We start from the raw sequence: 20,763 nt of genomic DNA, 5'->3' as shown, positions 1-20,763 counted from the left end.
GATACTTGCTCCTTTGCCCGTGCTTGCCATGGCTGGGATTGGGACCGCCGCAGAGGACGGCCGACTCGTTGCCCTGAAGGAGGAGTTCGAGCGGGAGGCCAGTTTCAGCCAGGTGTTCGTCGTGCTAACGGTGGGCGCCAGCTTGATCGCCACCCTCGGCTTGCTGGCCAACAGCCCGGGCGTGGTGATCGGCGCGATGGTGGTGGCCCCCTGGATCATGCCCCTGCAGGCGATGGCCTTCGAGATCCTGCGCGGACGGGTGGGGATGCTGCTGCGGGCGTTCCGCACCCTGATGCTCGGGGTGTTGATCTGTGTGGTGCTCTCCATGGGGTTGGGTGCCCTGGTGGCGTTCCCCAGCTTCGGAACGGAGGTGATGAACCGGACGAGCCCGAACCTGCTGGATCTGGGGGTGGCCCTGGCGGCCGGAGCGGTGGCGATGTACGCCAAGTTGCGCAAGGAGGCGATCTCCGCTCTGGCCGGCCTGGCGATTGCCGTGGCGCTGGTGCCACCGATGTGCGTGGTGGGGCTGCTGCTGTCGGCCGGCCTGACGACCGAGGCCTACGGAGCGCTGTTGCTGTTCGCCACCAACCTGCTCGGGATCATGGTGGGCGCGATGGCGGCCCTCGCCACCCTCGAGCGGGTGTACCGCTCCAGACTGTTCCACAGCAAGCTCGGCCTGATCAGCGTGGGACTCACCGCCCTGCTCGTGATTCCCCTGGGCAGCAGCTTTTTCCGTCTGGTGAGCAGTTACCGCCAGCAGGCGGCGGTGCAGCGGGTGGAGGCCCTGATCGAGCAGCGGCTGCGGAGCAGCACGATCACCCTCGGTAGTGACCCGGCCATCGATCTGGTGGGGATCAGCATCGACTGGCAGAAGAATCCACCCCAGATCGACGCCAGGGTCCGCGTCACCGACCCCGACCTGCCCACCCCCAAGCAGGTGGCGGCGGTGCAGGAGTTCATCAATCAGCAACAGGCCCCGATGCGCTTCCGGCTGCTGGTGCAGCGCACCGCGGTGGATCTGATTGGACCGGAAACCCCACCCAATCCAGCCCCTGAGGAGGGAGCCCCTGTGCTGGGTCTGCCGCTGCCGGGTGCCGTTCCACAGAACAACGGCTAGCCCGGCTCGGTCATGGCCGTCGGAGTGGGTGCCACGGCCTGTGCCGTCTGCCGCTCGGGGGCGGCGGCGGCCAGCAGGGCGGACCGATCGCCGCCGGCGGGTGGATAGATGCGCACCCCATTGATCAGACGTTTCGTGGCCTTGGCGGTGGCGCCGGTGGCCACCACCTGGCGGTCCCAGCCTTCGGTGTAGAGGGTGCCGCAGGGGCCCAGGTCGACCACGGTGACGTAGGTGGGGATGTGGAGGGGCAAGAGGGGCTGGCCGAGCAGGTCTGCGACGACGTTGTGGCCGGCGAAGCGGCCCATGGGCCGCCCGTGCTGGCAGGACATCACCGAGTCGTGCCCCGGATCGATCGGAGCGCGGGCCACATCGCCGGCGTCGAACACCTCCGGCACCCCGATCACCCGCAGGGTGTTCTCCACCGGCAGGCGCCCGAGCCTGTCCAGGTCCACCCCGAAGGCGGCCGTGAGCGGATGGGCGCGCAGGCCGGCGCACCAGACCACGGTGGCCGCCGGAATCGTCTCGCCGCCCCTGAGCTCCAGGCCTTCCGGGGTGACGGCCACGGCCTCCAGGCCGCCTCGGCTCTCCACTCCCAGTTCGGCCAGGGCCGCCTCGATCACCGGCAGGGCATGGACGCCCAGGCCTGACCCCACCCGGGGCTGGTGATCCGCCAGGACCACCCGCACGGGCTCGCTGCGCCCCGCCTGCGCCAGCAGATCCCGCAGCCGCCCCGGCAGTTCACAGGCCAGCTCCAGGCCGGTGAGGCCGGCCCCCCCCCCACCACCGTGAACTGGCCAGGGCTGGCGGGTTGGAGCACCGGGTAACGCAGGTGCTGATCCAGCCGAACGGCGCCGGCGTAGGTGTCCACATCGAAGCCGTGGGTCTCCAGGCCCCTCAGGTCGGGGCGGGCGAGCACGCTGCCCAGGGCGAGCACCAGCCGGTCGTAGCCAAGCTCGCTGGGTCCGGCGGTGCCCTGCAGTTGCATGCGCCGGCCCGCTGTTTCGATGCCGATCACCTCCGCCTCAATCAGCTCCACCCCCTCGGGGTGAGCAGATCATCGAGGGGTACCCGCAGGGGACCCAGGTCGCTTTCGTAGTCGCGCACGCGGATGGCGTGGAAGCGGGCGCGGTTCACCAGCGACACCTGCACCTGGTCGGGCCCGATGCCGAGGGCGTCGAGCTGGCGGTAGGCCCCCAGGGTGCTGCAGAGCCCTGCAAAGCCCGCGCCCAGCACAACGATGCGTTGGTGGGCCATGGCCATGTCGCGCAGGGGACTCGCTCTGGCCGATGGACCAGGGGTGGCAGGGGTGCGGCGCGATCGGCCGCCGCGGGCCTCCCCCGGCGAACCCAGCAGCTGGGCCGCCTGCGGGGTGTCTTGATCGACGGAGAACTGGTTCAGGACTCCATGTCAACGGCCAGGGAAACAGTGCAATTGTGACCTTCACCTTTGGCTCGATCCAGGGCCTGATCGGCGCGTTTGAAAAGATCCCCAAGCTTGACATCATGCCCTGGGGGAAAGACAGACCAAGCCCATGCTCGCTGAATAGCGGATGGAAGCGTGCCCATAGGCAACGGCAGACTGTGTGATCGATTGATGCAGTCGCGTTGCAAAGGAATCGGCACTCTCTTTGGACGTGTTGAGAAGCATGATCTCAAACTCTTCTCCGTCGATGCGACCCATGCAATCGCCTTTTCTCAGGATTGATTGAGCAGTTGTCACAAAGTGCTTCAAGACTTCGTCGCCCGCCGCATGGCCATGGCGTTCATTGACTTTTTGAACATGTCGATGTCCAGGGCGATGACAGAAAAGGAAAACCCCTCGCGTCTGGATAGATGCATGAAGCTTTCCATGCGATCGACAAAAGCATGCCGCCTGAGCACACCCGTAAGGCCGTCATAGGTGGCCAGGTTCCGCATTTCTTTTTCAGGACCGTCGATTGGTGCGACGAGCCCTGCGAGGGGCCATGGGGCGACTGGCACCTCCAGTGAGAGAACGGCAACGGCGATGCCAATGGCGCTCAGGAGATCTTCGCAGCCAATTCATGTGCAAATCAAAGACGGGACCACGACGGAGCTGGCCACGGAAAAGACGGTAGCGATCACGACTGTGTAGGTCGTGCCAGGTTTTCGAACAAGCTCTCTCATCAATGATTGCCCGCCCCAAGATCGTTGGTGTCTTGGAAGGCTGGCTCCCTACGAGCAGATGGCCATTTGAGGCGAACAGGTTGGGCCGTAGAAACTCCCTTCGCGGTAGGTGCCGATTGTTGATTGCTGCGGGTTGGCAACTCGCTGGCCTGCTCCCATTCCCTCCAGCCGATTGACCTTGAAGGCAGCGAACAGCATCCTGCTGCCCGTGATCTCGTCCCAACGAAGTCCCCATGCTGCACGCGTTGGATCGGCGCGCGCCCCTGCTGCGATCGGCTCCACGGCCACCGCCCCTGGCAGGCCACCGCCGGCCGGTGCCGAAGGAACTGAAACGCTCCCGCTGGTTCCCCTGCCCCGCCCCCCGGGGCCTTAGCCCGGCACCCCGTCGCCGGACAGATCCTCTTCCCCACCGGCGCAGGCCGCTGGCGCGCGCAACGGCTCCACCAGCAGGCAATCGGCCTCGGCCCAGGCCTTGAGGGCACCGCCACGGCGAGCAGGTCGCGCCGCAGCCGCCCGAAACGCACCGGTTCCTGGGCCAGGCGCACCAGCAGCAGCAACGTCCATTCGCGGCCGATGCGGGCCAGCAGGGCCTGGGAGGGGCAGGCCGCCAGGAAGGCGTTGGGCTGGGGCGAACGCATCGACTTACCGGCGGGTACGTGGTTGCCAGGGCGACGGGCCCCCCGCCACGATCACAGCCCACCGCCGCCTGGGCCACCACCATGACGATCGCGATTCTTGGAGGGGGCAGCGTCGGGGGGCTCCAGCCGCCGGCTGGCCCAGCCCACGGCGAGCCTCGAGGCGGCGGTCGCCGGGGCGGAGGCGGTGGTGCTGGCGGGCCGGATCGTGATCGATGCCACCAACCCCCTGCAGAGCGATTGGTCGCCGCTGAGCCTGGGGGCCGACAACTCCGGCGCCGAGTCGATCGCGGCGCTGCTGAAGGCCTTCAACACGATGTTCGCCGATGCCATGGAGGGACCGCTGCACGGCCCGGGGGGCCGGCCGATCACGGTCTTCGTGGCCGGTGATGATGCCACCGCCAGTGCCATCGTGGCCCAATTGGCGGCGGTGGCGGGTTTCGCGCCGCTGCTGGTGGGCCCCCTGTGCTGCGCGCGCTACCTGGAGGCCCTGACCCACCTCAACATCCAGATCGCCCTGGGCCAGGGGAGCGGCACTCGGCCGCCTTCTTCTACGAAGCCCTGCAGGACTGAGACCGGCGTGGTCGAAGCCGCCGGCGTGGGCGCCCATCCCCGCCCCCTGGTCAGCGGTCGCCGCTTACGGGATCGTGCCCTTGGTCCGTTGGGCCTGGCCCGCCCTGGCGGAGCCGCCGTTGCTTTCCCATACCTGCTGCTTCCCATGCCGTTCCAACGTTTCCCCCGCCGTCGACCGATCGCCGTCGTTGTCGCCCGGGTGCCTGTTCCGCGCGGGCTGCTGCTGGGGTTGCTCCTGGGCCTGGGGGCGTTGTCGGGCTCGGCCGGTGCCCTGGCGCAGACCACGCCGCCGCCCATCCCCGAGCAGGCGAGCCCGGATCAGAAGGCGGCGCTGACGGCCGTGGCGCGCATGACCGAGGGCCAGCGCACCTACTTCCAGTCCAACGGGCGTTTCCGGGCCGCGGTGGCCACCATCCAGCAGGACTTCGGCTTCACCCTGCCGGCCCGTTTCGACAGCGCCGTGCGCACCACCACCGAGGCGGCCTACAGCTATGTGATCCCCGCCCAGGGCCCGACGGTGGCCCAGCGCCACGCGTACGTGGGCGGGACGTTTCTGACCCCCAACCAGACCCCGAAGCTGATCACGATCATCTGCCGCCACAACCAACCCGGCCAGTTTCGTCCCGCCGATCCCCAGTTGGTGCTGGGCACCCTGGTGGACAACCCCAAGGGCCGGGTGCTGCGGTGCGGCGACAACTCCACCGAGGTTCCGGCATCGGTGCTGAATGAGTGAGCGGTCCGGGGGTGGGCTCCCCCGCAGCTTGGCTGGCCCGAGGCCGCGCCCCAGGGAAACCCCGAAGCCGACCCCGGGGCATCAGCGAAATTGCCTGCCCCCAGAGCGGGCACGATCAAGACTGCGGCGAGTGGGCTGGTCCCTGCGGAGATCGTTCCGGCCGCCGGCAGCAACGCCCCGGGATCGGTGGATGGGGGTGTCACCATCTCCATGCACCCAGAAAACGCCAGGGCCAGGACAATCAGCACGGTTGTGGTGATCACGAATCTCGCGTTTTTGTGCTGCTCCGGCATCGCCCCTTCACCGTTCGGAGGAACGTAACGGTTGCTGGTGCTGGCTTAGATCGTGCCGCTGTTGATTGCGGCCGGCACCCTAGTGTCGACCCCTGCAGGAGGCCGATGGACGCATTCAGTGCTGGCGCCCTGCTGCAGCTCGTGCTGCCCAGGCTGCTGACGATGACGCTGGTCAGCTTCGTCGTCGGCAGTGCTGTCGGCGCCGTGGTGGGCGCCCTGGCGACGCTGATCGGGCGGCGCGCCCAGCGGGGCCAGCCCAGCCCGTCCCCCCGGCGCTGGCTGATCAAGCCCGCCATCGCCGGCTCCTTTCTGGGGATGCTGCTGATCGGCACCCTGCCGATCCAGGCCAACCCCGCCTCCCGCGTTGGTGGGCCCTATGGCGCCCTCTGGGCGATGGTGCTGTTCGCGCTGCTGGCCCCCACGGGCGCCCTGGCGGGGGCGGGGCTCGGTGCCTGGATCGGAGTGCGGCCCCCGAAGCGCTTCCGGCCGACCCAGCTCCTGGGCGCTGCCGTGCTGATCACCTACCTGATCTGCTTCCTCGTGCTCGCCGTCGGCCTGAGCTCCCCTGGGCTGGTGCTGCGCACCGTGCCCGCCCGGGCCGGTGATCTGTTTCCGGTCGTGGCCGAACTGACGGGCTACGAGGGCATCCCCAACGACCTCGCCCTGAGCCCCAACGGCCAGCAGCTGGCGATTATCGATGTGCAGTACAGCGAGGCCTCCGTCGATCTCTGGGACCTCCCCGGCCGTCGGCGGCTGCAAAGCTTTCTGGCGGCCTCGGGCGGCTCCAGAACCCTGAAGGACAGCCTGGCCTCCGTGGGCTTCAGCGCCGATGGCCGCGACCTGTTCACCGCCGCCATCGAGCAGGTGCAGGTGCGCCAGCTTCCCAGCGGTGCGGTGCACCAGCGCCTGGAGGGCTCCTACGTGGCCCTGCCGGCGGCCGGCGATCGGCTGGTGACCCTGGCTGCCGTTGACACCCGTTCCCCCCAGCCTGAGCCCTACGACCTCAAGGTGTGGGAGTTGGGCTCAGGCCGCCTCCTGCAGACGATTCCGGCCAATTTTGCTCCCTACCAACAGCCCCATCTGCCGCTGGCGCTCAGTCCCGATCGGCACCTGCTCGCCGTGGCGCCGGCGGTCGACGGCAACCCCTTGGAGGTGTGGGATCTCCCCCGGCGTCGGTTGCTCAGCACGGTGGAGCATCCTGATGCGGGCGTGGTTCGGGCCCTGGGCTTCTCCCCCGATGGCCGCTCCCTGGCGGTGGCGGGCTCCCAGGGCCCGCCGCTGGCGATCTGGAACTGGCGCTCGGGCCAACCGCTCAGGACCCTCCCCCAGGCCGCCCGGGCGGAGACGTTGCACTGGAGCCGTGGCGGCCTGCTCGTGGCAGCGGACGGGGACCTCACGGCCTGGGATCCCCAGGGCGGCCGGAAGCTGAAGACCCTGGAGGTGCAGCCACCGGGCCTTTCCCCTCAGCCAGGGATCCGGCTGCCGCTCGGCCCCATCGCCCTGAGCGCCGATCGCACCACCCTCTCGGCCTTCATCCCCCGGGTGGGGGTGCGGGTGTGGCGGGTGGGTTAGCAGGCATCAGCGCCGCTTCCAAGCCGGTTGGCAGGGATCGATGACCTGTTGATTTGTCCCATGAAGATGACGGAGGCGGGCTTACCGGTCTGGGGATGGAGGGGCTCCCGGATCTCCTTGATGGAGAAGCCATGGTCTGTGTAGAGCTTGACCCATGATTCAAGTGTGCGGAAGTACCAGGGTGCCGGGTCCGTGAAGGCGTTGCTGAAGCCGGCCCAGGATCCTTCGCGCCAGCCGTCGGCATAGGGGAGGTCGCCACAACTCAGCAGGGGGTGAATCGTCTGAACGATGAAGGTGCCGCCGTTCCTCAGCAGCTGGGGAAGCGCCCTGAACAAACCGTTCACGGAGGTATGGCCCAGCAGGGAGAAGTTGCCCACTGCCAGATCAAACCGTTCCGTCATCGCCCCTTTCGCCAGGTCCTCGTAGGACAAAACCTGAAAGCGCCCCTTCCCGCCTGCTTTGGCCTGGCGAATGAGTGCCGGAATCGCGTCCGTGCCCAGGACATCCCGACCTTGATCGGCGAGACGACGCGTCAACCACCCTTCGCCGCAGCCGAGATCGAGCACGGTCCGGGGAGCGCGAGACGCCACGGCCTCCACGATCGCGTTGTTGGTGACCAACGAACGGCTTTCAATCTGGTTCTCTCGGACGGCCACAGCCCAGGCCTCTGCATGGCGATGCCACGACGCCAAGATCGTGGCGTCGCCCGGGGGATTGGGGGCTTCGTCAAGCGCTGGGCCAGGTCGTTCGTTCATCGTTTCACGGGGTGACCAGGTCGCCCCCAAGGATGGGGCCTGCAACGGCTACGACCCCCAATCGCCTGCGGGCAGGAGGTCCCAGGACCGCTGAACGATCCATGGGTTGAGTGACGTTCTCGCCGGCTCGGTGCTGGCTTGGTGGTGATAGCGCTGAAGCCCCGCAAACAGCTGGCCGATTCCCTGGGGTTGGCCCCGATCGGCAAAGGCACCGGCGATGGAGTTCTGATGGCGCAGGAGCCGGAGTCCAGGGGGGCGGTGCTGCGACAAGCGGAGTGGTCCGCCGGGGCATCCAGCCCATCAAGGGCTTCCCGATGGCGACCGTTTCCAGCGGGACTCTTACCAGTGGCCTCCGGCTGCTGGGTCGGATTCTGGCCCTGGAACGCGATGTTGGAGCGATTCATGCCTCCATTCACCGGGCTCCTGCCCAGCCCAACCCGCAGGGAGCCACCATCGCCTGACAACCACCAGCACGCTGCCCATGGTTTCGGCTTGACGTTGGCTCAGCCGCATGATCAGCCGCTCCTGCTCAACTCTCGAAGACCCAGGCGATACGGAAGGGACAGGGCTGCCCGCCGGGGGAGAGGGGAGCCACGACGAACGTGCCCATGGGGGCATGGGGTGCATCGGGAGAAGCCCAACCCAAGGCCTTGTCACTCTTGTCTCTTGGCCGCACGTTGGCTTCATGGCCACGAGGTGGACTTCGCCACGCCGCCCAGGATCCTGAATCGCCCGCTCCAGGCTGCGTCATCGAAGTGGTGGCGCCGGGTGAATCGAGAAGGCCCTTGGGGGGTGAGTAGCGGCCACCTCAGCCAAGCCCACACGCGGTGATTCAACGGCCCGAATCAACAGCAGCCCGGGCTCGGCATGGATCACCACTTCATCGCTGAGCCCTGCCGCTTCCAGGAGCGGCTTCGCAAGCCTGCGGCCACGGGAAGGGCCGGTCCTCATCAGCCTTGCTTTCAGGGCGTCTCCCCTCAGCCCATGGCGGGGTACTGGGTGATGCCGCTCAGGGCAGCGTGAAGCCGGGTTGAAGGTTCCTGAGGTCGAGCATTACCCAGGTGCCCCAGATCACGAGCGCCACCAGGCCGGAGATCGCCGCCACCCGGGCGCCGGCTCTGAGGACCACTTCCAGAAGGCTGATTTCTTTCATGGGCCGATCCAGCGGACCCCCTATCTTGCTACCGCCTGGTTCGGGTGGCCGGTGCCGGGTGCTTGCCGGGCTTGTGGGCCTGCGGCCTTCAGAACTTGTCCGCCGGTTTGCGGATGGCGAACACAGGCGAACGGGCGCGCTCGAAGTCGAGATCACGGAGCTGTGCATTGAAATCCGTGCCAGGGCTGTTGCCGGAGAAGAGGTCGAGCAGCTTTTCCCGGCTTGGACGACGATCAAGCCGATGCCCGATCCCATGCCCGTGGCCTCTGAGATGTAGGTGGTGGAGCCATTGGATTGGAAGAAGATCAGGTTTTCGCCGGTGTGGGGTGTGGTGCTGCGGCTGTAGAGGCTGAAGGGATGTTTGGTAGTGGCAATTTTCTCCAGTTCGATCTTGCCAGGGGCCCCAAACCTGTAGGCCACGGATCGGAATGGTTCCTGCTTGCGATCGGCGCAGAGGGAGACCACCTTGCCCGTTTTGACCAGGGAATAGCTGACGGGACCGCTTCTGGGACGCACCACTTTGGAGAGGTTCGCATTCAAGAGCGCAAACTCTCCGGGCTTGCAATGGCTGGGAACCCGTTGCTTGGCTTACTGCGCCAGGGCGGGGTTGCCCAGGGTCAGGGAAAAGGCCAGGCAAGGAAGCCAGGGGGCGAATCGTTTCATCGCTTCACGGGAAGCGATGAAGTGGTGGCCCAGGCCGAGGACAGATGCACGGAGCGGTGCGTTTGGGACCGTTGGCAATGGGATGAGGTTGATTCGGTGCCAGCTTAATCGTGCTAGGTGCGGCTGACGGAAAGACGCCGACTTTGCCTGTCTACGTTGACACCGAAATGGGGCCAGGGCGGCGCCTCGCTGCCCCCGGGGTTTGCTGATCCCGAACAGCCCCAGGCGTCTGGGTCCTTCGCCGGGTGCGGGTGGCCCCGTGCCCGCCCGCTCTCACAGCTCGCCGTTGAAGGCCTGGTGCAGCAGGGATTGTTTCAGTGCCGCCAAGCCGTTCAGCTTGTACGTGCCGATCGCTTCGAGGCGGTGAATTTCGGCAGGGAGGGCATTGAACTTGGCGACGACCATTGTCTGATCATCGATCATCTTTGGAAAGAAAAAACTCAATCGTCTTGAGTAGACTCGCCTGGATGCCTTTAACAGTGGAGAGAGTCCCTTTGGTTCGGAATTGATGTTGTACGGGCTGTGGTGGAACTGGATGGTTGAGAAAGTGCGACCAACAACGGCAGCATCAGCCTGCATGATGATGCGATGGACTCCACTGGCAACGCTTGCAGGTATCCCATCTGCACGTTGATAGTCGTCATGAGCCGAGTGCCGCTTTGAGTTTTTAAAGGGGTTGTGCTTCGATCGTCGATGAAGCGGATGCAATCCCCGATCACCGCCTCCACCCACCCCAGGTCTGCTCGGTCTCGTTGGGCTCGGTGCCGCAGCCCACTTCCTTGCGCAGGCAGTCGTCGATGGTGCGAAAGGCCTGATCGATGGAGCTGGGGGTGGCCTTGCAGGAGCCGTGGGCCGCGCTGGGCCGGCGGCCAGCGCTCAAGCCCTGCGCTCCCGTTCAGCGATCACCGCGGGCGGCGCTTGCTTTGGCCAGCGTCTCCCGCAGGGCGGCGAGCTGCGGGCCCAATGCCTCAGCGTTTGCGGGGTAGCGGTGATACTCGAACACGATGCGCCGTTTGGCCCCGCTCTGGCGGACCAGTTCGATCCATTCCGAGCCTCCATCGTCGCAATCGGGGCAGCCGATCACGACCTGGGGTTTTGTGAGTTGAAGGTTGTCCGCCAGGCGAACGAGCTTCAGCCAGGTCTGCTGGGGAACGCTGGTGCGCAGGATTTGCGGTGCCAGCGTTGTGCCGGTGGGAGCGCGCCAGGCCCGGCGCTCATAGCGCCCGCGGGTTCCCACCAGCTCCAGTTCCTCGTCGCAGTAGCCCACGCAATGGCCGAAGCTGCTGCCGCTGCGTAGGGCCACCACGGGATCACGCGCCGCCGCGATCCCGGTGGGTAGCGCCGCCAGCACCAGGCAGGCGGCGAGGGTGGGAAGGGTTCGTTTCATCGTTATTGTGAACGCCTTGGGCCAGGAACGGGGGCATCAGCAAGACCCTCCCCCCAACGTCTCGTAGTGATGCACCCAGCATTCACTGACATACGGTTCCATGCCCTGGGGAATGACAGCCCGATTCCAATTCACCCCGGCCAACCCTGCGGCCCACGCTGACCGAGACAACGCCGGGGAACGTCGTGACAGAGGGAACGGACACCGCGAGGAACTTGGACTCGAATTCGGCGTGGGGCGCCGGGTTGGGCCGCAGGGGCGGGTATCGGGTTGCCGCTGGGGGCGGTGGGGTGGCAAAGGATGCACCCCGCGCTCCATGGCCAGGCCAGTCTTCCTGCTGTGGCAGAGCTTGCTGATCTCCTGCCAGGCAGCTTAGGAGCCAACGAAGCGATGGCATTCCAAGCCCGCTGGGTTGGCTGCGGCAGGTGCTGAGGAGAGGCGAGCCCCACGACCTGGAGCCGTGTGGGGTCCCATCGTCCGATGATCTGTCGACGGTGACGTTGACCTTGCCGCTGAGCCATCTGACGGGTGGATGTGGTCCCACAGGCATCGAACGCTCGCGAGGTTCCTGCGTTCCCGTTGGTCCTGTCGGTTGGTTGGGTTCAGGGCCGGAGCGTGGCTCCCTGCCCGTGACCATCACGCCTCGACCGGGGTGCAGAGTTCGATCAGGCAGCCATCGGGGGCGCGCACATAGGAGACGATCTGGCCCCAGGGTTTGCTCACCGGCGCGCACAGTTCCGTGGCTCCTGCCGCCAGCGCCCGCCCGTGGGCTGCAGGCACGTCAGCGGTGACCAGGCCGATTTCCATGCCCAGGGGCCGGGCCGATGCATCGGCGCGCACGAGACCTCCGGGAACGTTCGCCTCGCCCAGATCATGGTGCGCAAAGGCGAGGGTGGTTTCCCCCGTCTCCAGCTCCCCATAGGACCCGGATTCATGGAGGAAGCGCTGGTTAAGGCCAAAGGCCCGACCGTAGAAATCTAGGGAGGCGACAACATCGGCGACATACAGAATCGTGTAACCGAGCTTCATCAACAGCCGACACGAGTTGTCGTTTACAGGCTACTCATGGTGCTGATCCTGTCCTCGGGGGAGGAACGCGCTCAGAATCCGATTCCGCCGTGCAGCGATCTCCATCAAGATGCTGCAACGGCCGCCTGCCTCTCCTTGCCCCAAGGGCTGCCGGGTCCGACGCATGCAAGCGTCTCCAAACGCGCCTTGTTCCGCGATGGCCCTGGCTGCGTCTCCTCTCGCAGAGGTTGTGCGCCCTTCAGTACGGCAGGCCCAGCATCAAGGCCACGAGGCCAGCGGTGGCCAGGCCCACCCAGAGCGCAACAAGGCTGGGGAACAGGGACGCCAGCCGTGAAACGGGCCAGCAGAGCCTGGCGGTCAGCAACGCACAAGCGATGGTCACCCCATTGCCCACGATCGCGATGCTCAGCTGACTCACCCCACTGGCGAGCACCGGGTAGACCATGCACAGGCCGACGAGCCCGAGCACGGCCCATCTCGCCCGGCGCGGATCGTTGCCCCCGCCGCTGACCAGCCAGAAGGCGGCGCCGAGACCGGAGAAGAGAGCTACCCAGACCAACGGCACGATGGTGGAGATCAGGTTGCCGAGCGGACCGGTCTGGGGCAGGGTCTGATCGATGCTTCCCGATCCGCCCGGCAGGACCTTGATCAGCAGGACACCCACCAGGGAAGCCGCGAGAGCACCGCTGAGGACGGACAGAAGCAGGCCGGATCGTTGGGCTGACGGCAGCTTGTAGCCGGTGATTGGTCTCCCCATCGTTGGCATGAACGGGTCGGTGAGACCATCGTTCCACAGCGGAGCGATGGCGCCGGGAGGTCGCCCTGGGGGGACCTCGCCAAGAGCCCAGTCCTATTGAGGGGTGACGGCGCCGAGTGACGGGACCTGGGCTGGATCCGCCAGCGGCGGCAGGGGCTCGTCTGAGATCGGTTGGTCGGCGGCCTGGGTGTAGATCACGCTGTAGAGCTGGGGCTCCGCCTGGCGCACCAGCCCCTTGAGTCGCAGCAGATGCTCGGCAAAGGCAGGGCTGTCCCGCATCGCCAGGTAGGTGTCAACCGAGCTGAAGTGGGCGTAGTTGACGGCCCGGGTGCGATCGAGGCTGAGGTGCAGGTTGGCGCTCAGGCTGCCGGGGAACACGCCTTGCAAACGCTTGTACTCTCCCACCTGCGTGGCGACGAAGGCTTCGGCCTGGTCCGGGTCGAGGTGGAAGACGTTGATCAACACGATGCCATCGCCGACGCGGATCGCGTTGACGGGGAAGCGGTTGTCGATGCTGGCAGGAGACTCGCCCATGGTGGGGTTACTGGGGGTGGATTCAGAGGATGCCGCCATTCACCTGGAGCGTCTGGCCGTTCACCCAGCGGGCGTCATCGGAGGCCAGGAAGGCCACCACGTCCGCCAGATCGGCGGGCTGGCCGAGGCGACCCAGGGGCGTGGAGGCGATCAGATGCTTCAGGGCCTCGGCCGGCATGATCAGACCGTCGGTGTCGGTGACCCCGGGGCCGATCTGGTTGACCGTGATGCCGCGGGGTCCGAGTTCTTTGGCCAGGGCCATGCCGAACTGCTCCACCGCCGCCTTGCTGGCGGCATACACCCCCGCGGCTGCCAGGGCCTGGCGGGTGGCGCCGCTGGCCAGGTTGATGATCCGGCCCCCGTCGGCCACGTGGCGGGCCGCTTCCTGGAGGGCGAAGAAGGTGCCGCGGGCATTGGTGTCCATGACCCGGTCGTAGTCCGCTTCGTCGATGTCGGTGGTGGGTTTGAACACTGAGATCCCGGCGTTGTTGACGACGATGTCGAGGCGGCCGAACTGCTCCAGCACGGCGGCGAACAGGGCCCGGGTCTGGCTCACTTCTCGCAGATCGGAGGCCAGGGCCAGGGCCCGCACCCCTCCGGCGCGGATCGTGGCCGCCACGGCTTCCGCCTTGTCGCGGTTGCCGGCGTAGGTGAGGGCCACGTCGGCGCCATCACGGCCGAGCCGCTCGGCGATGGCCCGGCCGATGCCGCGGGATCCGCCGCTGACCAGGGCCACCTTGCCTTGCAGTCGCGTCATGGTCGGGGTGGTCGCCGAGAAGCGAGGGAAAGCGATGGGCAACCTATGGCGATCCGCCTTGGAGGGGAAGAACTTACCGTCAGGTGCGTTCCAGAGCAGGACGCCTCAGCTCCCATGAACGCCATCCAGCCCAGGGGCGCGGATCCCATCGAAGGAACCCTCTTCGTGCGCGCCGCCCTCAAGGTGCTGGTGGGGAAGTGGACCGTGCCGATCCTCTGGCTGTTGGGACAGGGTCCCCAGCGCTACGGCGACCTGCGCCGGGGGATCCCGGAGATCAGCGACAAGGTGCTGAGCCAGCATCTGCGCGACCTGGTGCGCGATGGCTTGGTGGAGCGGGAGGAGGTGCCGACCCGGCCGCCGCAGGTGAGCTATGGCTTCAGTGCCTACGGCCGCAGCCTGATTCCCGTGCTCCAGACCCTCTGCGCCTGGGGCCAGTCCCACCGGGAGCGTTAGGGCCGCCGCGCAACCGATCCTGGACGGGAGCTGAGGGGCCGGGTTCCGGGTTCATTCGAGCGGCGGTCTCGACGGCTTCCCACTGGCTAGAACGTCTGTTGTCTTTGGAGCCCCAGGGTGACTCTCGAGCGCCTCCAGAGATTCTTCACGGTGCCGCTGTTTCCCCTGGGCCCCCAGAGTTTTTCCCTGCTGTGGGTTCTGCAGGTGCTGCTGCTGCTGGTGGCCGTGAGCCTGGCGGCGCGGCTGTTGAAGCGCCTGCTGGCGGGTCGGGTGCTGCGCTGGTTCGCCCTGCCGGAGGGGCGGCGCGAGGCGTTCGCCACGCTCGTGTCCCTGGCCCTGGCCGCCCTGGGCTATGTGGTTGTCGCCCAGGGAATGGGGCTCGACTTCGGCGCCCTCGCCGTGCTCTTCGGCGCCCTGGGTGTGGGGGTGGGCTTTGGGTTGCAGGAGCTCACCCGCAACCTCAGCAGCGGCCTCACCTTGCTGATGGAAGGCAAGCTGAACGTGGGGGACCTGATCGAGTTCGGCAACACCACCGGATACATCCGCGAGATCTCGATTCGCTCCACTGTGATCCGCACCTTCCAGGGCGCCGAGATCGTGGTCCCCAACTCGGCCATCACCAATGCGCCGGTCAAGAACCTCAGCTACCAGAGCCCGGATGGCCGGGTGGATGTGGAGGTGACCGTGGCCCATGGCAGCGATCCTCTGGCGGTGACCGAAGTGCTGCTGGAAGCGGCACTTGCCGAGCCATCGGTGCTGGCCGATCCGCCACCCAAGGTGCTGCTCCACGGACTCCAGGTTCAGGGGCTGGCCTTCGAGCTCTGGGCCTGGACCTCGGCGATCCAGGCGAGCCTCAGCCTGCGCAGTTCGCTCAACTACGCGATCGAACAGGGGCTGCGGGAGCGGGAGATTGAACTGGCCGGATCCCGTCAGCAGGTCCAGCTGCTGCCTGTCCGGCGGGGTCAGGGGGACGCCAGCGCAACCGCGCATCCGGATCCGCTGAAGCTGGCCTTGCCTGAACATCCATGCTTTCGCACCATGGACCAGCGCCACCTGCGGGAGCTGGTGGGCAGCGGCGCCCGCCGCTCCGTGGGAGCCGGCACGGTGCTGGTCCGCCAGGGCGAGGAGGGTCGCTGCTTCCACATGGTGCTCCATGGTGCCGTGGATGCCATCCACGAGACGGAGCAGGTGAGCCGGAAGCTGTTCACCTTCGTTGCCGGTGAGTTCTTCGGAGAATTGCCGCTGCTGCTCCAGGTGCCTTACCCCACCACGATGGTGGCGGCCGAGGACTCGACGCTATTCGTCGTTCCCAGCGGGAGCTTCCACGCCCTGCTGGCCTCCCGGTCTGACTTCGCCGACGCTGTGGCCCTTGAGGTGGCCCGGCGCAGGGACGTGCTGCGCAGCTATGAGGACAGCCTGCGCCAACGGGGATTGCTCGGGGACTTCGATCTGAACCATCCCCTGCAGTGGTTCCGGGAGAGGCTGCGGCGGGTGCTGGCGGGCCGCCCGCCGGTGGCGACGATCAAGGGGGAGGAAGCGGACACCAGCGCCTGATGGGGGCCGACCTTCGGCCTGGGGGGGATCGCCCTGCCTGCCGCCCATCGATCCCTGCCGCTTCCACCTGAGCAGCCGCAACGCCGCACGGAGCGTTCAACTCTATGGGCTTGCGGGCTGTCACACCTCAATGTTGCAGGCGAGTCTGAGTTCGTCCGCCGGAAGCCCGCTGGATTTTCCAGTTGTCTTTCTGGGTTTTGAAGAGTGTGATTCCGATATCGTCTGCCTTGAGTTCGAGCTGCGCTTCGATGTTGGCAAGGAGACGGCGAAGTAGGGCCTTTTGGTTTCGCTGGCCCGCCCTGCAAATATAGAGATTTTAATGATTTATGCCATCTTCACTTCGATCCGAAGGGTAGATGAATTCGGTTCTCCCCAGGCCGATCAAGTGATGAAAGTGCTTGTCGATTGGTTGTTGAAGTGCCTCGATGGCTGAAGCATGGATGGCATCGGACCAGGGCTGAATTCCAGGAACCAGGGTCAAATTGAGTCCGTGGATCTTGATTTGTGCCGCTGGCTTTTCTTGAAACCCCAGCTTCGCTCGAGTCGGCACACCTGCAGGCTTTCGTTGTGGCCGCTGGCGCCCTTCAGCGCACAGGTAGCACCCGCCTCGCTCTTGTGCACTGTACGGACAGGGCCCGCCTGGGCAGGCTCTAGGTGGACCCTGGCGGACGCTTATCGCTCCATCCAGTGAACGGCAGGGCTGCCCTACTTTTGGGCATGGCCAGACGGCCATGGGCTCCCGCCGGGAGTGCACGCAAAACCCGGCGGCTCTCGGGCTCGGAGGCCCCAGGGGCAAGCCGATCGGGGATAGGGGGAGGGTCCAGGACTTCAGGCTTTGATCTCGCCTCAGCCAGGGAACTTCCCCGGGCGACCATGCCTGCTCGCTCCGCTCCGCGTTGATCCAACGACCGTCTGCTTCCTGGCGGCACGTCGACGGGAGCGGGATGGATGGGGCCGGACCGCTGCTGCCATCACTCTCCCGGAGCCTGCCGTCCGGGGTGGCGGGCGAACAACCCGTCTCGTCCACCCCCCCCCCAAAAAAAACTCCCGCAACCCCCAGAGCGAGCGCATCCATGGGCGACCCGGCGCGCGTGCTCGTGTTGTTCGCCCATCCGGCGTTCCACAACTCACGCGTCAACCGGCGGCTGGTGCAGGCGATCGAAGGCGTGGAGGGGATCACGCTCCATGACCTCGACGAGCACTACCCCAGCTTCCACATCGACGTGGCCCGCGAGCAGGAGTTGCTGCGACGGCACGACCTGATCGTCTTCCAGCACCCCTTCTACTGGTACAGCTCCCCGGCGATCCTCAAGGGATGGCAGGACCTGGTGCTTGAGCACGGCTTCGCCTACGGCGAGGGGGGCAACGCCCTGCGCGGCAAGCGGTGTCTCAGTGCGATCACGACGGGTGGGCCGAAGGAGGCCTACTGCCCGCAGGGCGCCAACCGCTTCTCGATCCTGGAGCTGCTCGCCCCCTTCCAGCAGACCGCCGCCCTCTGCGGCATGGACTACCTGCCTCCCCTCGTGGTCTTCGGCACCCATCGCCTGCGGGAGGCCGCCGACCTCGACCCCCACGCCGACGACTACCGCAGCCTGCTGGTGGTGCCGATCTCCAACCGCCTCGGCCTCGGCTCCGTTCTCGGCTATCTGATCGCCGGGGTGCTGATCGGCCCCTTCGGCCTCCACGTCGTCGGCCGCGAAGGCCAGGACGTGATGCACTTCGCCGAATTCGGCGTCGTGATGATGCTGTTCCTGGTGGGCCTCGAACTGCAGCCCTCGCTGCTCTGGCGCCTGCGGTTGCCGATCCTCGGGCTGGGCGGTCTGCAGGTGCTGGTCACGGCCCTGGCGATCGCGTTGGTGGGCGCCCTGCTGGGGCTCAGCCCCCCGGTGGCGTTGGCGGTGGGCCTGATCAAGACCGACGCCGGCCAGTCGTCGTTTTCGGTGCTCTTGTTCCAGGACATCGCCGCGATCCCGATCCTGGCGTTCTTGCCGTTGCTGGCCTCGAAGGCACCGGAGGCCCTGCAGACAGGCTCCCATGCGCCTGCGGCAGGTGCGCCGCTGCAGCAGGCGCCGCAGGTGATCGGGATCGTGCTGGCGATGATCGTGGGCGGGCGCTTCCTGATGCGCCCGGTGTTCCGGGTGATCGCCGCCACGAAGCTGCGGGAGGTGTTCACGGCCACGGCCCTGTTGCTGGTGATCGGCATTGCCCTGGCGATGCAACAGGTGGGCCTGTCCCCGGCCCTCGGCACCTTCGTGGCCGGGGTGGTGCTGGCCGACAACGAATACCGCCACGAGCTCAAGGGTGATATCGCCCCCTTCAAGGGGCTGCTGCTGGGGCTGTTCTTCCTCACCGTGGGGGCCTCGATCGATTTCCAGCTGCTGCAGCGCAGTCCGGTGCTGGTGCTCGCCCTGGTGCTGGGCCTGGCCCTGGTGAAGTTCCTGGTGCTGCTGGCCCTGGGGCGGGTGTTCCGCTTGGGCAGCGGCGACAACCTGCTGTTCGCCCTGGCCCTGGCCCAGGGGGGAGAGTTCTGCTTCGTGCTGTTCTCCTTCGCCACCACATCGAAGGTGTTGCCGCAGGAGCTTTCGGCGCTGCTGGTGGTGGCGCTCTCGATGGTGGTCACGCCACTGATGCTGATGGCCCACGAACGCTGGATTCAGCCTCTCCTGCTGGCCCGGGCACCCCAGCGGGAGCCCGATTCGATCGACAACGGCGACACCCAGGTGATCATCGCCGGCTTCGGGCGCTTCGGGCAGATCGTCGGGCGGCTGCTGCTCGCCAACCGCTGCCGCCTCACCGTGCTCGACCACAGCCCCACCCAGATCGATCTGCTGCGGCACTTCGGCTTAACGGTGTTCTAGGCGACGCCTCCCGCCTTGATCTGCTCCATGCCGCCGGCGCCGAGCGGGCCCGGCTGCTGGTGGTGGCGATCGATGACCCCGCCAAGGCCCTGGAGATCGTGGCGCTGGCCCGCAAGCATTTCCCGCCGTTGCAGATCCTCGCCCGCGCCAGCGACCGCCGCCATGCCTACGCCCTGATCCGCCAGGGGGTGGCCGTGGTGCGGCGGGAAACCTTCGGCTCCGCCCTCGAAGTCGGCGTCGATGCCCTGCGGCTGCTGGGGGTGCGTGCCCACCGCGCCCACCGCCTCGCCCAGACCTTCCGCCACCACGATGAACTGGCCTCCAGGAGGGGGCCGCCTTCGAGGACGACGAGAGCGCCCGGATCGCCCGCTCCCGCCAGCTGCAACGGGATCTCGAGCAGCTGCTGCAATCCGACCTGCAGGAGCTGCCTACCGACCAGGACCGCGCCTGGGATGTGTCGGCGTTGCGGGCCCGGGGCCCCGGCTGAGCGGGGGGCCTGCGCGCCCTCATGCCCCCTCAGCCGATCCGGTTCCGCCAGAGGCCGATCGCCACCCCTGCCAGGGCGGCACAGCCGGCGATCGACACCGTGGTCAGCACCGTGGTCAGCAGGGCGCGCTCCCCGATCCGGGCGCGGCCGTAGCCCAGCAGCACCAGCAGCGCCAGGGTCATCAGCAACGACACTGGCCGGGCCTGCTCCCGGGGCAACAGGGCGAAGGCCAGCACCGGCGTCAGCCCCGCGAACAGATCCGACACGAGCATCCAGAGCGCATGGGCCCAGGGCTGCTGGCGACTGGATTCAGAGGGCACCGCCGCCCGGCGCTCCAGGTCCGGCAGCGTCGCCGGCCTTCCGGCAGGTCGCTCTCAATCGCCGCCAGGGTGGCCGGCTGCAGGCCCGTGCGGCCCAGGCACCCCATCAGCGCCGCGATCTCACCCGTGGGATCGGCCCGCACCGCCGCCAGACGGCGGCGGGTGTTCACCCGCTCCTTGTCCTGCTCCGACGGCAGGTCGAGGAACACCCCTGCCAGCATCGAGACGGCGGCGGCCACGGTCCCGGAAGCACCCGCGATCAGCACGCTCTTGCCGGAGCTGGCCGTGAGCGCCACCCCGGCCACCAGGCCGAAGATCGACACGGTGCCGTCCTCCATCCCGAAGAACACATCCCCGATCGAGGCGTCGAACGAGGTGCGCAGGGAATGGAGCAGGCTCGGCTTTGGCATGGAGAGGGGGAGGGCCGGCGGATCTGTGGGCCATCCTGCTGGGGGACTCATGGGCCCAGCAGCCTGCGGACGACGAGCAGCACAAGCATCACCAGGGCGAGGGCCTGGGCCAGCTCCGACCAGTGGAGGTTCTGGGGCGGCGTCTCACCGGACACCCCATGGCGCGCGGACCGGCGTCGGGAGGTTCCTGTCTCCGCCCCCCTGGCCGCAGCGTCCACGGCCTCCTTGGCCTCCTTCAAGCCCAGGCCGGTGGCTTGGCGGGTGAGCTTGATCGCCTCGATCGTGGCCCCACGGGCGATGGCGGCGTGGACGGCGGCTGGCAGGGATGTCCCCAGGGGCCTGCGGAGCGGCGTGCCCAGGAACGCCGTTCCAGGGCGGATCGCGACCGCACCGGATTCCAGGGCCTCCTTGGCTTCCTTGAGGCCCAGGCCCGTGCGCTCGCGCAAGGTGCGCAGGGCTCCGATCCTGTCGCCCCGGTCCCAGGCGGCCTGAACATCGGAGGGAATGGGGAACGTCATGGTGAGAGCCCTACCAAGAGCATGGCGGAGGCTGCGGCCGAGCGTTCGGGCAACGCTTGCG

Annotated in this window: 23 protein-coding genes and 2 pseudogenes; 8 read left to right on the top strand and 17 right to left on the bottom strand. The window is 67.3% G+C overall.

Features of this window, described 5'->3' with window-relative positions:
- Positions 1-28 precede the first annotated feature (28 nt).
- Entirely contained in the window at positions 29-1,117 is a 1,089-nt protein-coding gene (locus KBY88_RS11445) for a DUF389 domain-containing protein (RefSeq protein WP_254940066.1), read from the top strand.
- On the opposite strand, the gene KBY88_RS11440 is transcribed toward KBY88_RS11445, so the two are convergent.
- The 5 genes and pseudogenes from KBY88_RS11440 to KBY88_RS11420 form a co-directional block, all read right to left on the bottom strand.
- Complete coding sequence (locus KBY88_RS11440; protein ID WP_254940144.1) at positions 1,114-1,830, bottom strand: FAD-dependent oxidoreductase; 717 nt, start codon at positions 1,828-1,830, stop codon at positions 1,114-1,116. The genes KBY88_RS11445 and KBY88_RS11440 overlap by 4 nt on opposite strands.
- Positions 1,734-2,153 carry an FAD-dependent oxidoreductase gene (locus tag KBY88_RS11435; protein ID WP_254940065.1) on the bottom strand — a complete coding sequence of 140 codons (420 nt, stop codon included), beginning with the start codon at positions 2,151-2,153 and terminating at the stop codon, positions 1,734-1,736. The genes KBY88_RS11440 and KBY88_RS11435 overlap by 97 nt, the downstream gene beginning before the upstream one ends.
- Positions 2,144-2,371 (bottom strand): hypothetical protein, encoded by a 228-nt coding sequence (locus KBY88_RS11430; RefSeq protein ID WP_254940064.1) that lies wholly within the window; start codon positions 2,369-2,371, stop codon positions 2,144-2,146. The genes KBY88_RS11435 and KBY88_RS11430 overlap by 10 nt, the downstream gene beginning before the upstream one ends.
- A 246-nt stretch (positions 2,372-2,617) precedes the next feature.
- Positions 2,618-2,967: pseudogene (locus KBY88_RS16290) on the bottom strand (GGDEF domain-containing protein).
- 663 nt (positions 2,968-3,630) lie between these two features.
- Entirely contained in the window at positions 3,631-3,825 is a 195-nt protein-coding gene (locus tag KBY88_RS11420; RefSeq protein ID WP_254940062.1) for a hypothetical protein, read from the bottom strand.
- Between the two features lie 171 nt (positions 3,826-3,996).
- Between KBY88_RS11420 and KBY88_RS11415 the strand changes: the two genes are divergently transcribed.
- Positions 3,997-5,202 carry a type IV pilin-like G/H family protein gene (locus tag KBY88_RS11415; protein ID WP_254940061.1) on the top strand — a complete coding sequence of 402 codons (1,206 nt, stop codon included), beginning with the start codon at positions 3,997-3,999 and terminating at the stop codon, positions 5,200-5,202.
- A 398-nt stretch (positions 5,203-5,600) separates the two neighbouring features.
- Positions 5,601-7,067: a WD40 repeat domain-containing protein gene (locus KBY88_RS11410; protein ID WP_254940060.1), complete on the top strand. Its 1,467-nt coding sequence runs from the start codon at positions 5,601-5,603 to the stop codon at positions 7,065-7,067.
- Here the strand turns inward: KBY88_RS11410 and KBY88_RS11405 are convergent.
- Both KBY88_RS11405 and KBY88_RS11400 read right to left on the bottom strand, forming a co-directional pair.
- Positions 7,064-7,687, bottom strand: a complete 624-nt coding sequence (locus KBY88_RS11405) for a class I SAM-dependent methyltransferase (protein ID WP_254940059.1) — start codon at positions 7,685-7,687, stop codon at positions 7,064-7,066. The two genes, KBY88_RS11410 and KBY88_RS11405, sit on opposite strands and share 4 nt — an antisense overlap.
- Before the next feature lie 1,144 nt (positions 7,688-8,831).
- A complete protein-coding gene (locus KBY88_RS11400) occupies positions 8,832-8,975 on the bottom strand; it encodes a hypothetical protein (RefSeq protein ID WP_254940058.1) in 144 nt (47 codons plus the stop codon).
- A gap of 58 nt (positions 8,976-9,033) precedes the next feature.
- On the opposite strand from KBY88_RS11400, the gene KBY88_RS11395 reads away from it, so the two are divergent.
- Entirely contained in the window at positions 9,034-9,252 is a 219-nt protein-coding gene (locus KBY88_RS11395; protein WP_254940057.1) for a hypothetical protein, read from the top strand.
- 659 nt (positions 9,253-9,911) lie between these two features.
- On the opposite strand, the gene KBY88_RS11390 is transcribed toward KBY88_RS11395, so the two are convergent.
- The 7 genes from KBY88_RS11390 to KBY88_RS11360 all read right to left on the bottom strand — a co-directional run bounded on the left by KBY88_RS11390 (position 9,912) and on the right by KBY88_RS11360 (position 14,102).
- On the bottom strand, positions 9,912-10,346 hold the full coding sequence (locus tag KBY88_RS11390; RefSeq protein ID WP_254940056.1) for a restriction endonuclease subunit S: 435 nt from the start codon (positions 10,344-10,346) through the stop codon (positions 9,912-9,914).
- A gap of 7 nt (positions 10,347-10,353) precedes the next feature.
- Positions 10,354-10,518 (bottom strand): hypothetical protein, encoded by a 165-nt coding sequence (locus KBY88_RS11385; protein WP_254940055.1) that lies wholly within the window; start codon positions 10,516-10,518, stop codon positions 10,354-10,356.
- A gap of 15 nt (positions 10,519-10,533) precedes the next feature.
- Complete coding sequence (locus tag KBY88_RS11380) at positions 10,534-11,025, bottom strand: hypothetical protein (RefSeq protein WP_254940054.1); 492 nt, start codon at positions 11,023-11,025, stop codon at positions 10,534-10,536.
- Positions 11,026-11,661: 636 nt separating this feature from the next.
- Positions 11,662-12,054, bottom strand: coding sequence for a VOC family protein (locus tag KBY88_RS11375; RefSeq protein WP_254940053.1), 393 nt, complete (start codon positions 12,052-12,054; stop codon positions 11,662-11,664).
- 238 nt (positions 12,055-12,292) lie between these two features.
- Positions 12,293-12,811 (bottom strand): tryptophan-rich sensory protein, encoded by a 519-nt coding sequence (locus KBY88_RS11370; protein WP_254940052.1) that lies wholly within the window; start codon positions 12,809-12,811, stop codon positions 12,293-12,295.
- Between the two features lie 93 nt (positions 12,812-12,904).
- Positions 12,905-13,345 (bottom strand): antibiotic biosynthesis monooxygenase family protein, encoded by a 441-nt coding sequence (locus tag KBY88_RS11365; protein WP_254940051.1) that lies wholly within the window; start codon positions 13,343-13,345, stop codon positions 12,905-12,907.
- 22 nt (positions 13,346-13,367) lie between these two features.
- Complete coding sequence (locus KBY88_RS11360; protein ID WP_254940050.1) at positions 13,368-14,102, bottom strand: glucose 1-dehydrogenase; 735 nt, start codon at positions 14,100-14,102, stop codon at positions 13,368-13,370.
- Between the two features lie 114 nt (positions 14,103-14,216).
- Between KBY88_RS11360 and KBY88_RS11355 the strand changes: the two genes are divergently transcribed.
- The 4 genes and pseudogenes from KBY88_RS11355 to KBY88_RS16280 all read left to right on the top strand — a co-directional run.
- Complete coding sequence (locus tag KBY88_RS11355; RefSeq protein WP_254940049.1) at positions 14,217-14,555, top strand: winged helix-turn-helix transcriptional regulator; 339 nt, start codon at positions 14,217-14,219, stop codon at positions 14,553-14,555.
- 117 nt (positions 14,556-14,672) lie between these two features.
- Positions 14,673-16,109 carry a mechanosensitive ion channel domain-containing protein gene (locus KBY88_RS11350; RefSeq protein ID WP_254940048.1) on the top strand — a complete coding sequence of 479 codons (1,437 nt, stop codon included), beginning with the start codon at positions 14,673-14,675 and terminating at the stop codon, positions 16,107-16,109.
- A gap of 1,073 nt (positions 16,110-17,182) precedes the next feature.
- On the top strand, positions 17,183-18,967 hold the full coding sequence (locus KBY88_RS11345) for an NAD(P)H-dependent oxidoreductase (protein ID WP_254940047.1): 1,785 nt from the start codon (positions 17,183-17,185) through the stop codon (positions 18,965-18,967).
- A pseudogene (locus KBY88_RS16280) lies at positions 18,892-19,107 on the top strand (NAD-binding protein); the annotation flags it as partial. The gene KBY88_RS11345 and the pseudogene KBY88_RS16280, both read left to right, overlap by 76 nt.
- Before the next feature lie 376 nt (positions 19,108-19,483).
- Here the strand turns inward: KBY88_RS16280 and KBY88_RS11335 are convergent.
- The 3 genes from KBY88_RS11335 to KBY88_RS11325 are packed head-to-tail and all read right to left on the bottom strand — an operon-like array spanning position 19,484 to position 20,702.
- Positions 19,484-19,726, bottom strand: a complete 243-nt coding sequence (locus tag KBY88_RS11335) for a VIT1/CCC1 transporter family protein (protein ID WP_254940045.1) — start codon at positions 19,724-19,726, stop codon at positions 19,484-19,486.
- Positions 19,696-20,184 (bottom strand): VIT1/CCC1 transporter family protein, encoded by a 489-nt coding sequence (locus KBY88_RS11330; RefSeq protein WP_254940044.1) that lies wholly within the window; start codon positions 20,182-20,184, stop codon positions 19,696-19,698. The genes KBY88_RS11335 and KBY88_RS11330 overlap by 31 nt, the downstream gene beginning before the upstream one ends.
- 47 nt (positions 20,185-20,231) lie before the next feature.
- Entirely contained in the window at positions 20,232-20,702 is a 471-nt protein-coding gene (locus tag KBY88_RS11325) for a ribosomal protein L7/L12 (protein WP_254940043.1), read from the bottom strand.
- Positions 20,703-20,763 lie beyond the last annotated feature (61 nt).

Origin of the sequence: Cyanobium sp. Morenito 9A2 (assembly GCF_024345575.1) — a bacterium.
GTDB lineage: Bacteria > Cyanobacteriota > Cyanobacteriia > PCC-6307 > Cyanobiaceae > ATX-6F1.
This window is presented reverse-complemented; position numbering and strand designations above follow the sequence as displayed.